General features: G+C 71.2%; 17 protein-coding genes. 10 read left to right on the top strand and 7 right to left on the bottom strand.

The genetic code is table 11. The features are described from left to right. Positions 1-58 precede the first annotated feature (58 nt). Both ACTMS0_RS19995 and ACTMS0_RS20000 read left to right on the top strand, forming a co-directional pair. Entirely contained in the window at positions 59-4,120 is a 4,062-nt protein-coding gene (locus ACTMS0_RS19995) for a ThuA domain-containing protein (protein WP_441156744.1), read from the top strand. Between the two features lie 239 nt (positions 4,121-4,359). After that, on the top strand, positions 4,360-6,240 hold the full coding sequence (locus ACTMS0_RS20000; protein WP_441156885.1) for an ABC transporter ATP-binding protein: 1,881 nt from the start codon (positions 4,360-4,362) through the stop codon (positions 6,238-6,240). A gap of 50 nt (positions 6,241-6,290) precedes the next feature. Here the strand turns inward: ACTMS0_RS20000 and ACTMS0_RS20005 are convergent, their stop codons facing one another. Continuing rightward, positions 6,291-7,061, bottom strand: coding sequence for an FkbM family methyltransferase (locus tag ACTMS0_RS20005; protein WP_441156745.1), 771 nt, complete (start codon positions 7,059-7,061; stop codon positions 6,291-6,293). 210 nt (positions 7,062-7,271) lie between these two features. On the opposite strand from ACTMS0_RS20005, the gene ACTMS0_RS20010 reads away from it, so the two are divergent. From ACTMS0_RS20010 to ACTMS0_RS20030, 5 genes are all read left to right on the top strand, one after another. Further along, positions 7,272-7,733 (top strand): helix-turn-helix domain-containing protein, encoded by a 462-nt coding sequence (locus ACTMS0_RS20010; RefSeq protein ID WP_441156746.1) that lies wholly within the window; start codon positions 7,272-7,274, stop codon positions 7,731-7,733. Between the two features lie 9 nt (positions 7,734-7,742). Further along, positions 7,743-8,174 carry a VOC family protein gene (locus ACTMS0_RS20015; protein WP_441156747.1) on the top strand — a complete coding sequence of 144 codons (432 nt, stop codon included), beginning with the start codon at positions 7,743-7,745 and terminating at the stop codon, positions 8,172-8,174. Then, the gene (locus ACTMS0_RS20020) at positions 8,171-8,332 is read left to right on the top strand and encodes a hypothetical protein (RefSeq protein ID WP_441156748.1); all 162 of its coding nucleotides are present in this window, start codon (positions 8,171-8,173) and stop codon (positions 8,330-8,332) included. The genes ACTMS0_RS20015 and ACTMS0_RS20020 overlap by 4 nt, the downstream gene beginning before the upstream one ends. Positions 8,333-8,419: 87 nt before the next feature. Further along, entirely contained in the window at positions 8,420-10,045 is a 1,626-nt protein-coding gene (locus tag ACTMS0_RS20025; RefSeq protein ID WP_441156749.1) for an ABC-F family ATP-binding cassette domain-containing protein, read from the top strand. Between the two features lie 55 nt (positions 10,046-10,100). Then, positions 10,101-10,433 carry a nuclear transport factor 2 family protein gene (locus ACTMS0_RS20030; protein ID WP_441156750.1) on the top strand — a complete coding sequence of 111 codons (333 nt, stop codon included), beginning with the start codon at positions 10,101-10,103 and terminating at the stop codon, positions 10,431-10,433. A 57-nt stretch (positions 10,434-10,490) separates the two neighbouring features. On the opposite strand, the gene ACTMS0_RS20035 is transcribed toward ACTMS0_RS20030, so the two are convergent. The 4 genes from ACTMS0_RS20035 to ACTMS0_RS20050 all read right to left on the bottom strand — a co-directional run bounded on the left by ACTMS0_RS20035 (position 10,491) and on the right by ACTMS0_RS20050 (position 12,736). Further along, complete coding sequence (locus tag ACTMS0_RS20035) at positions 10,491-11,003, bottom strand: hypothetical protein (protein WP_441156751.1); 513 nt, start codon at positions 11,001-11,003, stop codon at positions 10,491-10,493. Between the two features lie 90 nt (positions 11,004-11,093). After that, on the bottom strand, positions 11,094-11,948 hold the full coding sequence (locus ACTMS0_RS20040) for an isocitrate lyase/PEP mutase family protein (protein WP_441156752.1): 855 nt from the start codon (positions 11,946-11,948) through the stop codon (positions 11,094-11,096). A gap of 139 nt (positions 11,949-12,087) precedes the next feature. Next, the gene (locus ACTMS0_RS20045) at positions 12,088-12,420 is read right to left on the bottom strand and encodes a putative quinol monooxygenase (protein ID WP_441156753.1); all 333 of its coding nucleotides are present in this window, start codon (positions 12,418-12,420) and stop codon (positions 12,088-12,090) included. Positions 12,421-12,445: 25 nt separating this feature from the next. Next, on the bottom strand, positions 12,446-12,736 hold the full coding sequence (locus ACTMS0_RS20050) for a GNAT family N-acetyltransferase (RefSeq protein WP_441156754.1): 291 nt from the start codon (positions 12,734-12,736) through the stop codon (positions 12,446-12,448). 229 nt (positions 12,737-12,965) lie between these two features. On the opposite strand from ACTMS0_RS20050, the gene ACTMS0_RS20055 reads away from it, so the two are divergent. Continuing rightward, a complete protein-coding gene (locus tag ACTMS0_RS20055; protein WP_441156755.1) occupies positions 12,966-13,457 on the top strand; it encodes a hypothetical protein in 492 nt (163 codons plus the stop codon). Here ACTMS0_RS20055 and ACTMS0_RS20060 read toward each other — a convergent pair. After that, positions 13,438-14,514 (bottom strand): NYN domain-containing protein, encoded by a 1,077-nt coding sequence (locus ACTMS0_RS20060; RefSeq protein ID WP_441156756.1) that lies wholly within the window; start codon positions 14,512-14,514, stop codon positions 13,438-13,440. The genes ACTMS0_RS20055 and ACTMS0_RS20060 overlap by 20 nt on opposite strands. Positions 14,515-14,534: 20 nt before the next feature. Continuing rightward, on the bottom strand, positions 14,535-15,155 hold the full coding sequence (locus ACTMS0_RS20065) for an L-threonylcarbamoyladenylate synthase (protein ID WP_441156757.1): 621 nt from the start codon (positions 15,153-15,155) through the stop codon (positions 14,535-14,537). A gap of 164 nt (positions 15,156-15,319) precedes the next feature. Here ACTMS0_RS20065 and ACTMS0_RS20070 point away from each other — a divergent pair, with 164 nt between their 5' ends. Further along, positions 15,320-16,321: a LacI family DNA-binding transcriptional regulator gene (locus ACTMS0_RS20070; RefSeq protein ID WP_441156758.1), complete on the top strand. Its 1,002-nt coding sequence runs from the start codon at positions 15,320-15,322 to the stop codon at positions 16,319-16,321. Positions 16,322-16,430: 109 nt separating this feature from the next. Beyond that, complete coding sequence (locus ACTMS0_RS20075; protein WP_441156759.1) at positions 16,431-18,107, top strand: ABC transporter substrate-binding protein; 1,677 nt, start codon at positions 16,431-16,433, stop codon at positions 18,105-18,107. The last annotated feature ends 26 nt before the right edge of the window (positions 18,108-18,133 follow it).

Consider the following 18,133-nt stretch of genomic DNA (forward strand, 5'->3'; position numbering starts at 1 on the left):
CCTCACCGGCAGATCGACGACCCGGAAGAACCTGTCCCTCAATCCAGGAGGAGTCGAGATGGCTCAAGGCCGCCATTTCCGGTTCTCCCGATGGGTCGGACGCCTCCGCGCCGACTCAACGGGATCCACCACACCCACACCGCCCACCCGGACCGCCCCGCGTCGCGCCGGCAGCCGCCGCCGCGCCGGCGCCCTGGCGTCGAGCGCCGCGCTGGCGCTCGGCACCCTGACGCTGCCCGTCCAAGCCGTCAACCCTTCGGCTGCGGCCGCCGCCGAGGCCACCGCGGCCGTGAAGGTGCTGGTGTTCCACGGTCCGGTGGACCAGCAGGACGACCCGGTCGCGAAGGCTGCCGCCGCGATCAAGGAACTCGGCGCGGCGAACGGCTTCTCCGTCGACGCCTCCGCCGATCCGGGCGTCTTCACCTTCGGCAACCTGGCCCGCTACCGCGGCGTGGTCTTCCTGTCCGCCAACGGGGTGACGCTCAACGACGCCCAGGAAGCCGCCTTCCAGGCGTACGTCAAGGGCGGCGGCGGGTTCGTCGGCGTCCACGACGCCGCCCGCGCCCAGCCCAGCTCCGCCTGGTTCACCGGCCTGATCGGCACCCGTCCGGCGGCCAGCCTCCCCAACGCCGAGAAGGCGGTCGCGGCCACGGCGAGCGCCGAGAACCCGCCGAACGAGACCGCCGCCAAGGCGATCGACGGGTCGACGAGCACCAAGTGGCTCACGTTCTCCCCGACCGGCTGGCTCGCGGCGAAGCTCGAGAAGCCGGTGGCGGTGTCCCGCTACGCGCTGACCTCCGCCAACGACTTCCCGGGCCGGGATCCGAGGAACTGGACCCTCCAGGGGTCCCAGGACGGCACCACCTGGACCGACCTGGACACCCGGACCGGGGAGTCCTTCCCGCAGCGCTTCCAGACCAAGCAGTACAGCTTCACGAACAGCACCGCGTATCAGCACTACCGCCTCAACGTCACCCAGAACGGCGGCGAGCCGCTGGTCCAGCTGGCCGAGCTGTGGCTGATCGGCCCCGACGCCGGGCCGGCCCCGGACACCCGGGTGCAGGAGGCCACGGTCGACCTCACCGACCGCCAGCACCCGGCCAACAAGGGGCTGCCCCTGACCTGGACCCGATCCGACCAGTGGATCAACTGGGACCCGAGCCCGACCGGCCGGGTCCACACCATCGCCCAGGTGGAGGAGCGGACGTACAACGCGGGTCTGAGCGGCAACGGGGCGTTCCACCCGATCTCGTGGTGCCAGGACTACGACGGCGGTCGGTCGTTCTACACCGGCATGGGCCGCACCGAGGCCAGCTACACCGGCGACAAGCAGTTCCAGGGCCACCTGCTCGGCGGCATCAAGTGGGCGACCGGCATGGTCCGCGGCGACTGCCAGGCGACCATCGCGTCGAACTACCGCATCGAGCGGTTGACCGCCACCAACCAGCCGGGGCAGCTCGACCAGATCGGTGAGCCGCACGGGCTGACCATCGCGCCGGACGGCAAGGTCTTCTACATCGGCAAGGCGGCGTGCCCGTCCGGGCCGATCACCAGCTGGGACGACCCCAAGGTCGGCCTCGGCTGCGGCACCATCCACCAGTGGGACCCGAAGACCAAGCAGGTCAAGCTGCTGACCACCCTCGCCGTGATGGGCAACCGGGGCAGCGGCAGCGAACTGGTCAAGAACGAGGAGGGCCTGGTCGGCATCACTCTCGACCCGAAGTTCGCCCAGAACGGCTGGGTCTACGTCTACTGGATGCCGCACGAGTCGATCGACCGGGACAAGCGGATCGGCAAGCGGACGGTGTCGCGGTTCACCTACGACGCGGCGAAGCAGACGATCGACCAGGGCACCCGCAAGGACCTGCTGCAGTGGGACACCCAGATCCACAGCTGCTGCCACGCCGGCGGCGGCATGACCTTCGACGAGAGCGGCAACCTCTACGTCGGCAGCGGTGACAGCAACTCCTCCGGTGGCTCCAGCGGCTACTCCGGCAACAACTGGACCCAGGACTACAAGGGCGTGTCGTTCCAGGACGCCCGTCGTACCTCCGGCAACACCAACGACCTCAACGGCAAGATCCTCCGCATCCACCCGGAGCCGGACGGCACCTACACCATCCCGGCGGGGAACCTCTTCACCGGCAAGGAGGAGGGCGGCGGCAAGACCCGTCCGGAGATCTACGTGATGGGCGTACGCAACATCGCCCGGATCGCCTGGGACCCGGTCAACGACTGGCTGACCGCCGCCTGGGTCGGCCCGGACGCGGGCGCCCCGAGTCCGGACCTGGGCCCGGCGAAGTACGAGACGGCGACGATCATCACCTCCGCCGGCAACCAGGGCTGGCCGTACTGCATGGGCAACCGGCAGCCCTACCGGGACCGCAGCAACACCGACGCCAACGTCCTGACCGGCTGGTACGACTGCGACAACCTGAAGAACGAGTCGCCGCGCAACACCGGCCTGGTCAACATCCCGCCGGCGCGGGACAACATGATCTGGTACTCGCCGCAGGGCGGTGGCCCGGTCTTTCCGAAGCGCACCGACGGCAGCGGTCTGCCGACCTACCAGCTCGGCCAGGAGACGTTCACCCAGCCGTACCTCAAGGGCGGCGGCCAGGCCATCATGGACGGGCCGACCTACCAGCGGGAGAACGTCGACACCAACAGCGGTGTCGCGTGGCCGGCGTACTGGGACAACAAGTGGTTCATCGGTGACCAGTCCAACGCCAACAACCGGGTCGCCGTGACCGTCGACCCGACGAAGGTCGAGAGCCACGGGCCGCCGGCCTTCGGCGAGGACCTGCGCAGCATCATCCGCTCCGGCAGCGGCGCCACCCAACTCCAGTCCTGGATGGACGCCAAGTTCGGCCCCGACGGCGCGCTCTACCTGCTCGACTACGCCGGCGGGTTCTTCAGCCTGCACTCGAATCAGAAGCTGATCCGCGTCGCCTACCAGGGCGGCCCGGCCACGCCGCGCCCGAGCGACGCCATCGCCCGGGCCGTGGCGCAGAGCGAGCCGAAGACGATCGCCTTCTCCAGCGCCCGCGCCGGCGGCGTGGCGTGGGAGTGGAACTTCGGTGACGGCAGCGCGCCGTCGCACGAGGCCAACCCCACCCACACCTACGCCGACTACGGCACCTACGAGGCAACCCTGAAGGTGACCTACGCCGACGGCGAGGTGGCCACCGCGAAGATCCAGGTCTTCGCCGGCTGCGCCGCGCCGGACGCCCGCAAGACCGTACGGATGTTGGACACCGACACCGGCGTGACGAACCACGAGGTCGGCGGCGACTGCACGGTCAACGACCTGATCGACGACGAGCGGAGCTGGGAGAACCACGGCCAGTTCGTCAGCCACGTCGCCGACGTCACCGCCGGGCTCCGCACCGGCGGCGTGCTCGACAACCGGGAGGCCGCGAAGCTGAACAGCTCGGCGGCCCAGTCGCAGATCGGCAAGATCCCCGGATACCGGTCGCTCTTCGACGGCACGGCCCAGTCGCTCGCCGACTGGCGTCAGGCCCCCGGCGGGTCGTTCGCCCTGCGGCCCGACGGATCGATCCGCAGCACCGGCGGGCTCGGCATGCTCTGGTACGCCAAGGACGACTTCGCCGACTTCTCCCTGCGGATGCGGTTCCGCGACGTCTCGGCGGAGGGCACCTACGGCAACAGCGGTGTCTTCACCCGGTTCCCGGACCCGCGGACCCCGCTGGACCAGCGGCCGGCCGGCAGTTGCGGCACGGTCGGGTCGGCCCGGTCGTCGGAGGCCTGGGTGGCCATCTACTGCGGTCACGAGATCCAGATCTACGACGGGCCCACCGGTGAGCCGCAGAAGACCGGGTCGATCTACAACTTCGACCCGAACAACCTGGGCCAGTCCGGGGCGACCCCCAAGGGCCAGTGGAACGACTACGAGGTCCGGGTGGTCGGACAGCACTACACGATCATCCGCAACGGCGTGGTGATCAACGAGTTCGACAACACGCCCGGCAAGGCGTCGTCCCGCCAGGGCGACCCGCCGAGCGACCTGCGCCAGTTCCTGAGTGGATTCGTCGGGTTGCAGAACCACGGCAATAACGACCTGGTCGAGTTCCGCGACGTGCGGGTGCGGGAGTTGTAGTAGACGGGTGTGCCGGGTACGGGGGCGCTGCCTCCCCCGTGCCCGGCACACCGCTGTCCGCCTCCTGACCGGCATCCGACAAGCGATGCGAACCGGGGCTCCTCCGGCGTGGGTTTGACGGACCCTCCTGCCACCATCAGTGATGGTCCCAACACGAGGAGGAGGCGCCCGTGTCATCGTCCACCCGCGACCGTCCCGTCGAGAGTCAGCCGCAGTCCGTCCTGCCGGAGCTGCGCGCCATGTGGTGGGAGACCGGCGTTCGGGCCCGCGCCGAGGCGGGCCTGCTCGCCGTGTTCGCCGAGTTGCCCCGGCTGGTCGCGCAGGCCGTGGCGATCAGCTGGCGGGCCGACCGGCTCCGCACGTCGGTGGTGGCCGCCGCGACGGTCGGCGCCGGCGCGATGGCCGCCGGCGGGCTGCTCGCCACGCAACGGGTGCTGGTGGAGCTGTTCGCCGGCGGGCCGACCGCGGAGAAGGTGGTGGCGGCGCTTCCGGCGCTCGCCGTCCTGGCGGCCGTGACCGGCGTCCGCGCCGGCATGGGCATCGCCACCGGGTACGCGATCAACGGTCTCACTCCCCGCGTCGACCGCGAGGTCGAGCGCGGCCTGTTCGAGGTCACCACCGCCGTGCGGCTGGACGCCTTCGACGCCGACGCGTTCGCCGACGACATGGAACGCGCCACCCGGGGCACCGACTCGGCGATCGACCTGGTGCAGTCCTCGATGAACCTGATCGCCGGCCTCGTCGGGCTGCTCGCGGTGGCGGTCGCAGTGGTGGTCATCCACCCGCTGCTGCTCCTCGCGCTGCTGGTGGCGACGCTGCCCAACGCGTGGGCGGCGCTGCGGGCCGGGCACCTGCGGTACCGGACGTACATCACCGGCTCGGTCCGCCGCCGCCGGCTGTGGATCCTGCACCGGCTGATGGCCGAGCGGGTCTCCGCGCCGGAGCTGCGGTCGTACGGGCTGCGCCGGTTCCTTCTCGACCAGTACGACCGGGTCATGGACACCGAGACCGGCATCCAGCTCGCCCTGGCCCGCCGGGTCACCACGACCACCGCCGTCGGGGCACTGGTCGGCGGGCTGGCCACCGCCGTCGTCTACGTCCTGCTCGGGCTCCTGCTGGTCGACGGGCAGATCCCGCTCGCCGCGGCGGCGACCTGCGTGATCGCCGTCCAGGCCGCGCACCGGTCGCTCAGCACGGTCACCTTCCAGGTCGACCGGGTCTACACCGAGGGCCAGCACTTCAGCGACTACACCGGCTTCATGGCTCGCGCCACCGCGTACCTGCCCGACGCGGACACGCCCCGGCCGGCCCCGGGCCCGCTGCGGGAGGTCGCCGTCCGCGGCGTGACGCTGCACTACCCGGAGCGGGACACGCCCGCCGTCGACGACGTCACCCTCGCCATCCGCGCCGGGCAGACCGTCGCCTTCGTCGGGGAGAACGGCTCCGGCAAGACCACCCTGGCCGCGATGATCGCCACCCTGAGGACCCCGACGCGCGGCACCGTCGAGTGGAACGGCCGCCCGGTCGGGGAGTGGGACCTGGCGCAGGTCCGCGCGCGCATCGCGGTGGTCACGCAGGAGTACCACAAGTGGCCGTTCACCGCCGCCACCAACATCGCCGTCGGCGACGTCGACCGCGAGGCCCGCCAGGACCGCATCGAGACCGCCGCCGCCCGCGCCGCCGCGCACGAGATGATCAAAGACCTGCCGTACGGGTACGAGACGCTGCTCGACCGCACGTTCGCCAAGGGGCAGGACCTCTCCGGCGGACAGTGGCAGCGGATCACCGCCGCCCGAGGGTTTCTCCGCGACGCCGACCTGCTGATCATGGACGAGCCGTCCTCGGCCCTCGACCCGCGCGCCGAGGACGCCCTCTTCCAGGCCATCCGGGACCGGCACGGGCGGGCGACGACCATCCTCATCACGCACCGGCTGGCCAACGTCCGCCACGCCGACCGCATCTTCGTGCTGCACGCGGGCGCCCTGGTCGAGTCCGGCACCCACGACGAGCTGATCGCCGCCGGCGGCCGGTACGCCGAGCTGTTCGCCCTCCAGGCGGCCGGCTACGACGCCGCACCCGCCCGCCCAGCGGTGCCGCAGCAACCGGAGCCGGCCACCTGACCGGGCGGCGGCTGGGCCCGGCGCGGGCGGCCCAGTGCGTGGAACAGGCCCTACGGCAGGCAGTACACGTCGCCGGAGTTGGCGGCGTGCGGCAGGGCGTCCAGGTGGGCCGCCATGGCGCTCGCGGACATCCACTCCGGTTCGGCGAGGGCCATCGTGTCGCCGAGGGCCAGGTTGAAGCGGGTGAAGCCGAGCGCGGTGGCGCGGTCGAGCGCGCGGCGGGCCACCGCCCGCTCGATCGTGGTGAACTCGAACGACACCGCCGGCAACGGACGGGTCAGCCCGGCCAGCACGCTGTCCTCGAAGCCCTCGACGTCGATCTTGACGAAGGCCGGCACGCCGTGGTCGTCGATGAGCGCGTCGAGCGTGGTGGACGGGACGTCCAGCCGCGCGTCCCACGTCTCGTCCCGCCACCCGTCCGCGCCGTCCGCCGCCTGGATGAAGTGGGGCGACGCGGTGGAGACGGTGGGGTTCGCCGAGTTGACGTGGAGTTCGAGGGTGCCCGGGGTGGCGCCGCAGGCGGCCTCGACCAGGACGACCTGGTCGTCCCCGCCGTACAGGGCCCGGATGGTCCGCGCGCACAGCGGCTGCGGCTCGACCGCCACCACCCGGGCACCCAGGCGGCGGAAGCTGCCGGTGCGGTCACCCACGTGCGCGCCGACGTCGACGACGAGGTCACCGGGCCCGACGAACTGCGCGTAGAAGCGGTCCATCGCGGCCGCCCGCTCCGGGTCGCCGTACGACAGGTCCAGCGAGCGGCGCAGGGCGGAGGCGGCCGGATCGGCCTTGAGCGACTCGATGACCTCGGTGTTGACGTGCACGGGCGGACCCTAACGTCCGGGCTCCGGCATCGGGTACCCCTTCGCCCGATTCCTCCACCCACGGTGTCCCCTTGATCCACTCCGCGTCAGCGGCACCGGGGTATCCGAGGTGACCACGACCCCCGACGCTGGCGGCATGGAGTGGATCACCAGACGTGTCAGGCCGACTCCGATCGCCGCCGCCCGGCGGCGGGCCTACGCTCGGCGATGATGAGCCCTCCGCCGCGCCGAGCCCCCGGTGACCTCCTGGTCCACCTGCGGCGGGCCCGCGACCACATCGACCGCCACTACACCGAGCCGCTGGACCTGGCGACCGTGGCGGCGGTCGCCGGCCTCAGCAGGTTCCACTTCCAGCGCCTCTTCACGATCACGTACGGGCTGTCCCCGGCGGCGTACCTGTCCCGCCGGCGCATCGAGCGGGCGCAGGACCTGCTGCGGGCCACCAACCTGACCGTCACCGAGGTCTGCCACGCGGTCGGCTTCACCAGCCTCGGGTCGTTCAGCAGCCGGTTCCGGGAGATCGTCGGGGAGACGCCGCGAGACTTCCAGCGGCGCTGGGCGCAGACCGGCGCTCCCCACATCCCCGGCTGCTTCGTCTTCATGTGGGGGCTGGCGGAACGGGCCGGCGCGTCCGCAAGCGAGGAGAAGCCGCCGGCCGGAAATCCTTCATAGCCTGGCCTCATGATTACGCACGTTTCGATCACCAGCGTCTTCGTCAAGGACATCGACGCGTCCAAGGCGTTCTACATCGACGTCCTCGGCTTCGAGGAGCACACCGACATCACCCTGGCCGACGGCTCGTACCGCTGGTGCACCGTCAAGCACCCCAGCCAGCCCGAGCTGGAGGTGCACCTGACCCTGCCCGGGCCGCCGCTGTCGCCGGAACTGGCCGAGACGTTCCGCCGGGCGCAGGACGAGGGCGGGCTGTTCGGCCTCGGTCTGGGCGTGGACGACTGCCGCAAGACGTACGAGGAGCTGCGGAGCAAGGGGGTGGAGTTCCTCCAGGAGCCGGCCGAGCGCCCGTACGGGGTGGAGGCCGTCGCCCGGGACAACTCCGGCAACTGGCTGGTGCTGGTGGAGCGCAAGGAGTTCAGCCCGGCCGACTTCACGTGACGGCCGCCCGCGTCGGCTGGCTGGACGTTCGAGGTCCGGCAAGCCGGAGCGGCGCGAAAATGGGTTCGGCGGTGGTCGCGGCCGCTGTTAGGGTTGACGGCGATTACCGGATCGAGGAGTTCGACATGCTCATCGGGGACGACGACATCTCCGGGTGACCGCACCCGCGGGCGCGCGAAAGCGCTCGCCCTCGTCGTCATCCGGGCGACCATCGCCCGCCCGTCTCTCCCCGAGGATCCGCTTCCATGTCCGACGCCTGCGTCGTCTGTTCCCACCTGTCGTTTTCCTGGCCGGACGACACCCCGGTCTTCCAGGACCTGTCCGTCACCGTGCCGCCGGGCCGCACCGGCCTGGTCGCGCCCAACGGCGCCGGCAAGAGCACCCTGCTGCGGCTGATCGCCGGCGAGCTGGCGCCCACCGCCGGCACGGTCACCGTCGACGGCGTGCTCGGCTACCTGCCGCAGACCCTGCCGCTCGACGGTGAGCTGACCGTCGCCGAGGTGCTCGGCGTGGACGCCGTACTGCGCGCCCTGCACGCCATCGAGGCCGGCGACGCCGCCGAGGAGCACTTCACCACCGTCGGCGACGACTGGGACGTCGAGGAGCGCAGCCGCCACGAGCTGGACCGGCTCGGCCTCGCCGACGTCGCGCTCGACCGCCGCCTGCACACGCTCAGCGGCGGCCAGGTCGTCTCCCTCGGCCTCGCCGCGCAGCTGTTGAAGCGGCCCGACGTGCTGCTGCTCGACGAGCCCACCAACAACCTCGACCTCGACGCCCGGCACCGGCTCTACGCGGCGCTCGACGAGTGGCCCGGCTGCCTGCTGCTGGTCAGCCACGACCGGGCGCTGCTGGACCGGATGGACCGCATTGCCGAACTCGACCGCGGTGAGGTGACCTTCTTCGGCGGGAACTTCACCGCGTACGCCGAGGCCGCCCAGGCCGCCCGGGAGGCCGCCGAGCGGACGGTCCGCAGCGCCGAACTGGAGGTCAAGCGGGAGAAGCGGGAGATGCAGCAGGCCCGCGAGCGCGCCGAACGCCGGGCCAGCAACGCCGCCCGCAACCTCAAGAGCGCGGGCCTGCCCCGCATCGTCGCCGGGGCCATGAAGCGCAGCGCCCAGGAGTCGGCCGGGCGAGCCCAGGACACGCACGCCAACCGGGTCAGCGAGGCCCGGGCCCGCCTCGACGAGGCCAGCCGCGCGCTGCGCGACGACGCGACCCTCACCCTGGACCTGCCCGACACGACCGTCCCGGCCGGGCGCACCGTGTTCGTCGGGGAGCGGATGCAGGTCCGCGGGCTCTTCGCCGGCGACGGCCTCGACCTGACCATCCGGGGACCGGAGCGCATCGCGTTGACCGGGCCCAACGGCGCCGGCAAGTCGACCCTGCTGCGCCTGATCGAGGGCTCCCTCGCACCGGACGCGGGTTCCACGCGGCGGGCGGACGGGCGGGTCGCGTACCTCTCGCAGCGCCTCGACCTGCTCGACCCCGCCCGCACGGTCGCGGAGAACTTTACCGCGTACGCCCCGGAGCGGCCGCAGGCCGAGCGGATGACCCTGCTCGCCCGCTTCCTGTTCCGCGGCGCCCGCGCCCACCTGCCGGTCGGCGCACTGTCCGGCGGTGAGCTGCTGCGGGCCACGCTCGCCTGCGTCCTGTACGCGCAACCGGCACCGCACCTGCTCCTGCTCGACGAGCCGACCAACAACCTCGACCTGGTCAGCGTCGGGCAACTCGAAAGCGCCCTCAAGGCGTACCAGGGGGCGTTCGTGGTAGTCAGCCACGACGAGCGGTTCCTCGCCGGGATCGGGGTGGACCGGTGGCTGCGGCTCGCCGACGGGCGGCTCCGGGAGACCGGAGGGCCCGACGGCGACTGACGGCCCCTCCACGTCCCGGCCGGCGTGCTCCGCCCTGCGAGCTGAGGAGGGACACATGACCACCACCGTTCCCGATGTGATCGCCCGTTACTTTCGCATCATCGGCGAACGCGACGTCGACGCCTTCGTCGCCTGCTTCACCGACAACGCGATCGTCGCCGACGAGGACCGTACCCACGAGGGCCGGGCGGCGATCCGGGCTTGGCGTGAGCGGACGGTGGCCGAGTTCGACTACGACGCCGTACCGGAGGACTTCCAGGAGGAGGCCGGGGGCAACGTCGTGGTGACGGCCCTCGTCTCCGGCACGTTCCCGGGCAGCCCGGTCCGGCTGCGCCACCGGTTCACGCTCCGCGACGGTCTGATCGGCGCCCTGGACATCCGGCCGTAACGGAGGTGCGCGTGGGTCGACGTCGGCCGCCCGCCCACGCGTGGGTCGTAGCGGGTGTCAGGTGCGTCCGGCGACGGGCACGAGGGGCGTGTCCGCCATGGGCATGCCGTTCGCGTCCAGCGGCGTCACCGGAACAGCGACGTCCGAGGGCGCCATGACCGAGGCAGGGACCAGAAACACGCCGTCATGGAGGTCTACCCGCACGGCGACGCCCGGTTCTCCCACCGACACGGCGTGCGCGTCGGCCATCGGCACGTGGCCGACGAGCCCGCCGAGGACCTCGCTGACGGTGTACTCACCGCCACCACTGCTGGCGCCGACGGCGGCCTCGTGCCGGCCGGAGGTCAGGCTCTCGACGTACCAGCCCGACGGTCCGGTCCAGAGCCGCAACGCGCGGTCGGTCGCCAGCGGAACCGTGTCGGTGACGGCGTAGCCGGCGGGTGGCCGCCAGGCGGGCATCGCCGAAGACTCCGACGAGCGTGAAGCGAAGACGATGACGGCCGCGATCACCAGCGACACCAGCGAGAGCCCGAGGAGGGACCGGCTGTTCGAGCGGGCCGCGACATCCATCACGTCATGGTCGCAGCAGCGCGTAGGCCTGTCCACGTCGCCGGCCACCGCCGCGGTTCCGGTCGGCGGCGGTGGCCGGGCCGAGGGCGCTCAGGTCGCCGCGCCCGCGGTGAGCGCGGTGTTCATCGTGCCGTACGCGATCGTCTCGGTGACCGACCCGTAGGTACCCGTCGACAGCAGTTCGGTCGCCGCGCGGGCGGCGACCGCGTATGCGGCCTGCACGATCGCGGAACCGAGACTGATCCGGACGACGCCGGCGGCGGCGAGTTCCGCCACCGGCGGGGCGCCCGCCCCGGCCATGACGGCGATGGGCAGCGGCCCGGCGGCCAGTTCGGCGAGGGCGGTGGGGTCGACCAGTCCGGGTACGAAGAGGCTGTCCGCCCCCGCTGCGGCGTACTGTTCGGCGCGTTCGAGGGCGTCGTCCAGCCGGCGCTCGGCCGGTCCGACTCCGGCGAGGAAGATGTCGGTCCGTGCGTTGATCCACAGCCGGACGCCGAGCCGGCTCGCGGCGGCGCGGGCAGCGGCCAGCCGTTCCGCCTGTTCGGCCGGAGTGAACAGCGGCGTGTCCGGGTGGCCGTTCCGATCCTCGAGGTTCACCCCGACGGCGCCCGCCCCGACGACGGCGGTGACGGTCGCCGCGACGGCGTCGGGTTCCGCGCCGTAGCCGGCCTCGATGTCGGCGGAGACTGGAACTCCGACCGCGGCCACGATGCGCTCGACCGCCGCCGCGGCGCGGTCAGGTCCGAGGTCGGCGCCGTCGGGTACGCCGAGCGACCAGGCGACGCCCGCGCTCGTCGTGGCGATCGCCCTGGCCCCCGCGTTGGCGATCGCGACGGCCGACCCGACGTCCCAGGCGTTGGGCAGCAGCAGCGGGTCGCCAGGGCGGTGCAGCGCGGCGAACGTCTCGGCCGCTGTCGACAGGGCGCGGGAAACCTTCGGAAGCACGGAATCTCCTTGCGGTTGGGCGTGCCGGTGGCATCCCGAAGCATTCCGTGGCGACAGGTGGTCGTCTGGCGAGATTCGGACATCATCGACGCGCGGATCCGGCCGGAGCCCCGGGCCGCCGGCGTTGCCGGGGCCGGTGCTACCTGCGGTCGGGGACGGCCATCTCGCCGAGCTCGGACCAGTCGTCCTGCGGGATCGCCATGTTGACGATGCGGGGGGTCTCGGCGAGGTGGGGCGGCAGGGTCCGTTGCGCGGCCTTGAAGTGCTCGGACTGGACGTGCGCCGCTCCGGCGTCGGCGTTCCGGAACGCCTCGACCAGGACGTACTCAGTCGGGTCGTCGATGCTGCGGGACCAGTCGAACCACAGGCACCCCGGCTCCGCTCGCGTGGCCCGGGTGAAGTCGGCGGCGATCTCCGGCCACCGGTCGGCGTGCTCGGGCCGCACTCGGAACTTGGCGGTAATGAAGATCATGACTTCTCCCAGTCGGGGCAGGCGACTACTTCACCTTGCGCGTCGACCGCGCCACGATGTCGTCGTACTCCGGGTGCTTGCCCAGCCACTCACTGAGGAAGGGGCAGATCGGCACCACGGTCCGCTGTTTCGCCCGAGCGTCGTCCATCACGGCACGGGCCAGGGTCGATCCGACCCCCTGGCCCTCGAACTCCGGGGCGACCTCGGTGTGGGTGTAGACGATGATGTTGCCGGTCAGTTGATACGTGACCAGGCCGGCCGTCGCGCCCGTTTCGTCCCGCGCCTCGAACCGCTCCCGCTCGGGCACATCAGTCACCGTGAACTGCACCCCACCATCCAACCACGGTTGTCAGGAGGCAACCTCTGCGGCCAACACCTCGGCCGCGACAAGGCCGGGCCATAGGTTGGAGGAACCGACGTGGTGAATCGAGGTCAGCATGCTGTTTCCCGCCGGGACGCTGGACGCCGTGGAACGAGGCGACGTGACGCTGGCGTTCCGGCGGTGGACCAGACCGCGAGTGCGGCCGGGCACTCGGCTGCGTACCTTGATCGGCCTCGTCGAGATCACCTCGGTGAGTGTCGTCCAGCCGGAGCAGATCGACCCGGAGGACGCGCGGCGTGCCGGGTTCGGATCGCTCGACAGCCTGTTGACCTTCCTGGCCGGCCGGCTCGACGGCGACATCTACCGCATCGGCATCCGCCACGCCGGGCCTGATCCTCGTCTCCGGCTGCGGGAGCAGGATGAGCTGGCACCAGCAGAGCTTGCGGGCGTGGTCGCCGAGCTCCGGCGCATCGACGACCAGGCGCAGCGTGGGCCGTGGGTGCTGCCTGTCCTGCGAGCGATACTGCGGCGGCCCGCGGTGCGGGCGCCTGATCTGGCCGCCGAACTCGGCTGGCCCACGGACGCTTTCAAGCGCCAGGTTCGGCGGCTGAAAGAGCTGGGCCTGACCGAGAGCCTCGGCACCGGGTACCGGATCTCGCCCCGGGGGCACGTCGTTCTCGCCGCCTACGACGCGGTCAGCCGGCCCGGGCGGTGAGGAGGTAGTCGTCGGCTTCGGGGCTCCACCGCAGCTCGACCGCTCCGCTGGTGGCGGCCGCCCGGCAGAACTGGAGGAAGCTGCGGTAGCCGAGCTTCTTCTCGCTGAAGTCGGGCTTCGCCCGGCGCAGGGCGTTCTTGAGGCCGGAGAGGGGCACGCTGCCGTCGCCGCCGGTCAGATCCCGGACGACGGTACGGAGCAGCCCGAAGGCTTCCTCCCGTTCGCCGTGCTCGGGTAGGGACACCTCCGGGTCGCCCTTGGCCGGGCCTTCGGCCAGTTCCACCACGTTGCGGTCGGCGAGGTGCCGCAGCAGTTCCCCGAACGTGCGGAACCCGTAGTCCGACTCGCTGAACGTCGGGTCCTTCCGGAGGAGGGTGCGCTTCAGGCGCGAGGCGGTGACCTCGCCACCGGAGCTGCCCTGAAGACCGGCCACGGTCTGCGCCACGAGGGCCGACAGCGTGTCGACGTCCCGTGCCGGTTCCTCGACCTCCGGCTGCGGCTCGGGCTCCGGTTCCACTCGCAGCGGCTCCGGGCTGGGCAACCGTGCGGGGCGGCCGCGCCGGACGCGGGTCGACGGGATCTCGACCCCCTCCAGACGGTCGTAGTAGAGGAACTCGTCGCAGGCGGGCGGGAGCAGGGCGGAGGTGGACTTCTCGACTCCGACGCCGATGACGCGCTTGTTGAGTTCGCGGAGCTTGTGCACCAGCGGCGTGAAGTCGCTGTCACCGGTGCCGATCACGAACGTGGAGATGTACTCGCGCTCGAAGGCCAGCTCGACGGCGTCGACGGCCATCTTGATGTCGGCGGCGTTCTTGCGGGACGCGCCCATGCGCTGGGGTATCTCGATGAGTTCGACGTGGGACCGCGTGAGCATGCGGCGGTCCTCGTCGAAGTACGACCAGTCGGCGTACGCACGGCGCACCACCACCCGGCCGCGCTCGGCGAGGGCGTCGGCGATGGGACGGAAGTCGAAGGTGACTCCGTTGCCGTGGTCGCGTACGCCCAGCGCGAGGTTCTCGTAGTCGAGGAAGAGTGCGATGCGATCCTCTTGATCCACGTCAGCCAGCCTACGCCCCGTCACTCGAAGCGGGAGGGGTCGCCGGCTCCCCGGCGCAGGATCTCCGGCTCGTCCTGGGACAGGTCGACCACCGTGGTCGGCTCCTTGCCGCCGTCGCCCGCGTCGATCACCGCGTCGAGGACGTGGTCCAGCCGTTCCTTGATCTCCCAGCCCTGGGTCAGCGGTTCGTCCTCGCCGGGCAGGATCAGCGTGCTCGACACCAGCGGCTCGCCGAGTTCGGCCAGCAGCGCCTGGGTGACGGTGTGATCGGGTACGCGGACGCCCACCGTGCGCTTCTTCGGATGCAGCATCCGGCGCGGCACCTCCTTCGTGGCCGGCAGGATGAACGTGTAGCTGCCGGGTGTGGAGGCCTTGACCAGGCGGAAGACCGAGTTGCTGACGTGCACGAACTGGCCCAGTTGCGCGAAGTCCCGGCACACCAGCGTGAAGTGGTGCCGTTCGTCGAGGTGCCGGATCTCGCGGATCCGGTCCAGCCCGTCGCGGTTGCCGAGCTGGCAGCCCAGCGCGAAGCACGAATCGGTCGGATAGGCGATCAGGCCGTCGTCCCGGATGAGGTCGACGACCTGCCGGAGGATCCGGGGCTGCGGGTTGTCCGGGTGTACGTCGTAGTACCGCGCCATGCGCCGAGACTAGGCGCTGCCGGCCGCTGTCGGCACCGGAAAGAAGGCTAACCATTCGTTATCGGCCCGTTATTGACGTGACCGCCGTCACTCCGCTTGACTGCGACGGAACCGGTTCCGCAACCGGTTCCGTAACCGGTTCCGAACAGACTCAGGAGCGCCACGTGCCGATCACCATCGCCGACGTCGCCAGCCGGGCGGGCGTGAGCAAGACGACCGTCTCGCGGGTGCTGAACGGCAAGGGCGAGGTGGACCAGACGACCGCGGACCGCGTCCGCGCGGTCATCTCGGACCTCGGTTACGTACCCAGCGCGCGGGCGGTCGGGCTGGCTCGGGGCCGCACCCGCGTGGTCGGGATGCTGGTGCCCGCCCTGACCTGGCCGTGGATGGGCGAGGTGCTGCAGGGCGCGGTCGACGTGGTCGAGGACGAGGGGTACGGCCTGCTGCTGTTCACCTGCAACCGGGGCGACGAGTCGATGCGGCGGTTCACCTCGCAGGTCTCGGCGAAGGCCTTCGACGGCCTGCTGGTGGTGGAACCGGAGGGCACGCTGGACTACATCACCGACCTGCACGAGCAGGGCCTGCCGGTCGTTCTCATCGACGACCGGGGTCACCGGCCCCGCTTCCCCTCGGTGCAGACCACCAACCACGCCGGCGCCCGCGCCGCGGCGGCGCACCTGCTGGAACTCGGCCGGCGGCGACCCGTGGTCATCACGGGCGTGCCCCAGTTCGGGTGCACCGAGGAGCGGTCGGCCGGGTTCGCCGAGCGCTACGCCGAGGCGGGACTGCCGATCGACCCGGATCGCGTGGTGGAAGGAGACTTCACCTTCGAGTGCGGCCGGGCGGCGGTGGAGCGCCTGCTCGCCGCCGGCGTGCCGTTCGACGCGGTCTTCGCCCACAACGACCTGTCCGCCGCCGGAGCCCTGCAGGCCCTCATGGACGCGGGCCGCCGGGTGCCGGACGACGTCGCGGTCGTCGGCTTCGACGACCTGCCCCTGGCGGGGCACACCCATCCGCCACTGAGCTCCGTACGCCAGCCGTTGCGGGAGATGGGGGAAGTCGCGGCCCGCACCCTGATCTCCCACCTCGACGGCAGACCGCTGCCCGACCGTCCCATCGTCATCCCCACCGGATTCACCGTGCGCGCCTCGACCAGCGGCACCTGACGCCGCTGTCCCTCACCGACGACGCCGGCGGGCACCGCCCTCCGGTGGTAACACCGCACACCCTCCATCCACCACACCCCCCGTCCGGGGAGCACCGAGGGAGACCTCCATGAGAAGACGACGGCTCCTCGCCATCGCGCTGGCCGGCGCGGTGGCCACCACCGTCGCCGCCTGTGGCGACAGCCCGAACGCGAACAAGAACAACGGCCCGGCGGCCACCGTGCTCAACGTCGGCATGCCGAACGGCCCGCAGACCGAGAACAACAACCCGTTCCTCACCACGTCGGCCGCTTCCTCGCTGGGCTACCGCTGGCAGATCTACGAGCCGCTGATGATGTGGAACCCGGTCAAGCCGGCCGACCCGATGAAGCCGTGGCTGGCCACCAAGGCCGAGTGGTCGGCGGACTACACCTCCGTCAAGGTCACCATCCGCGACAACGCCACCTGGTCCGACGGCCAGAAGGTCACGGCCGAGGACGTCGCGTTCACGTACAACCTGGTCAAGAAGTACCCGGCGCTGAACGACCAGGGCGTGCCGTACACCGAGGCGACCGCCAGCGGCAACGAGGTCACGATCAAGACCGCCAGCCCGCAGTTCGTCAACCAGCAGAAGGTCCTGTGGCGGGTGCCGATCGTCCCGAAGCACATCTGGGAGAAGATCAGCGACCCGACGACCGACCCCGTCAAGCAGCCGGTCGGCAGCGGCCCGTACACGTTGAAGTCCTTCACCCCGGCCAGCACCACGCTGAGCGTGCGGGAGAGCGGCTACTGGCAGGACCCGCCGAAGGTCAAGGAGCTGCGCTTCACGTCGTACACCGACAACAGCGCGCAGACCACCGCCCTGGCCAACGGCGAGTCGGAGTGGAGCTTCGTCTTCATCCCCAACTACAAGGCCGTCTTCGTCGACAAGGACCCGGCCCACCACAAGGTGTGGGCGCCGGCGATCCTGGGCATCCACGGCCTCTACCTCAACACCACGAAGAAGCCGTTCGACGACCCGGCGCTGCGCCGCGCGATGAACATGGTCATCGACCGCGAGGACATCTTCACCACGGCGGAGGCCGCGTACTTCCACCCGCTGGTGAAGAGCGTGACCGGCCTGCCCAGTCCCGCCGGTGACCCGTTCATCGCCCCGGAGTTCAAGGGCCAGGAGCACAAGGTCGACGTCGAGGGCGCCAAGGCGCTGCTCACCGGCGCCGGCTACCAGCTCGACGGCAACACCCTCAAGGACAAGTCCGGCAAGCCCGTCACGCTGACCCTGACCGACCCGGCCGGTTGGTCCGACTACCAGACCAGCCTCGAGATCGTGAAGGACAACCTGTCCAAGATCGGTATCGCCGCCACGATCGACAAGGCCAACCAGGACGCCTGGTTCCGGAATGTCGAGCAGGGCAACTTCGACGCGACCTTCCGGTGGACCGAGGGCGGCGCCACGCCGTACGACATCTACCGGACCGTCATGGACGGTCGGGTGCTGAAGCCGATCGGCACCGCCTCCCCGGCGGGCAACTTCGGCCGCTTCAACAACCCCGAGGCGACCGAGGCCCTCAAGGCCTACGCGAACGCGACCGACGAGGCCGCCCGTACCACCGCGATGAACACGCTGCAGAAGATCTTCGTCGAGCAGATGCCGATGATCCCGGTCGGCGCGGACAACATCGGTGGCGCGTACAGCACGAAGAACTGGACCGGCTGGCCCGACGACTCGAACCCGTACGGCGCGATGCAGCCCACCCAGCCCAACGCGGTGGACGTGGTCCTGCACCTCAAGCCTGCCGGTAGCTGATCCCCTCGGGTGCCCCTCCCCGGCCG

Origin of the sequence: Micromonospora sp. H33, from assembly GCF_052068455.1 — a bacterium.
Taxonomy (GTDB): Bacteria; Actinomycetota; Actinomycetes; order Mycobacteriales; family Micromonosporaceae; genus Micromonospora.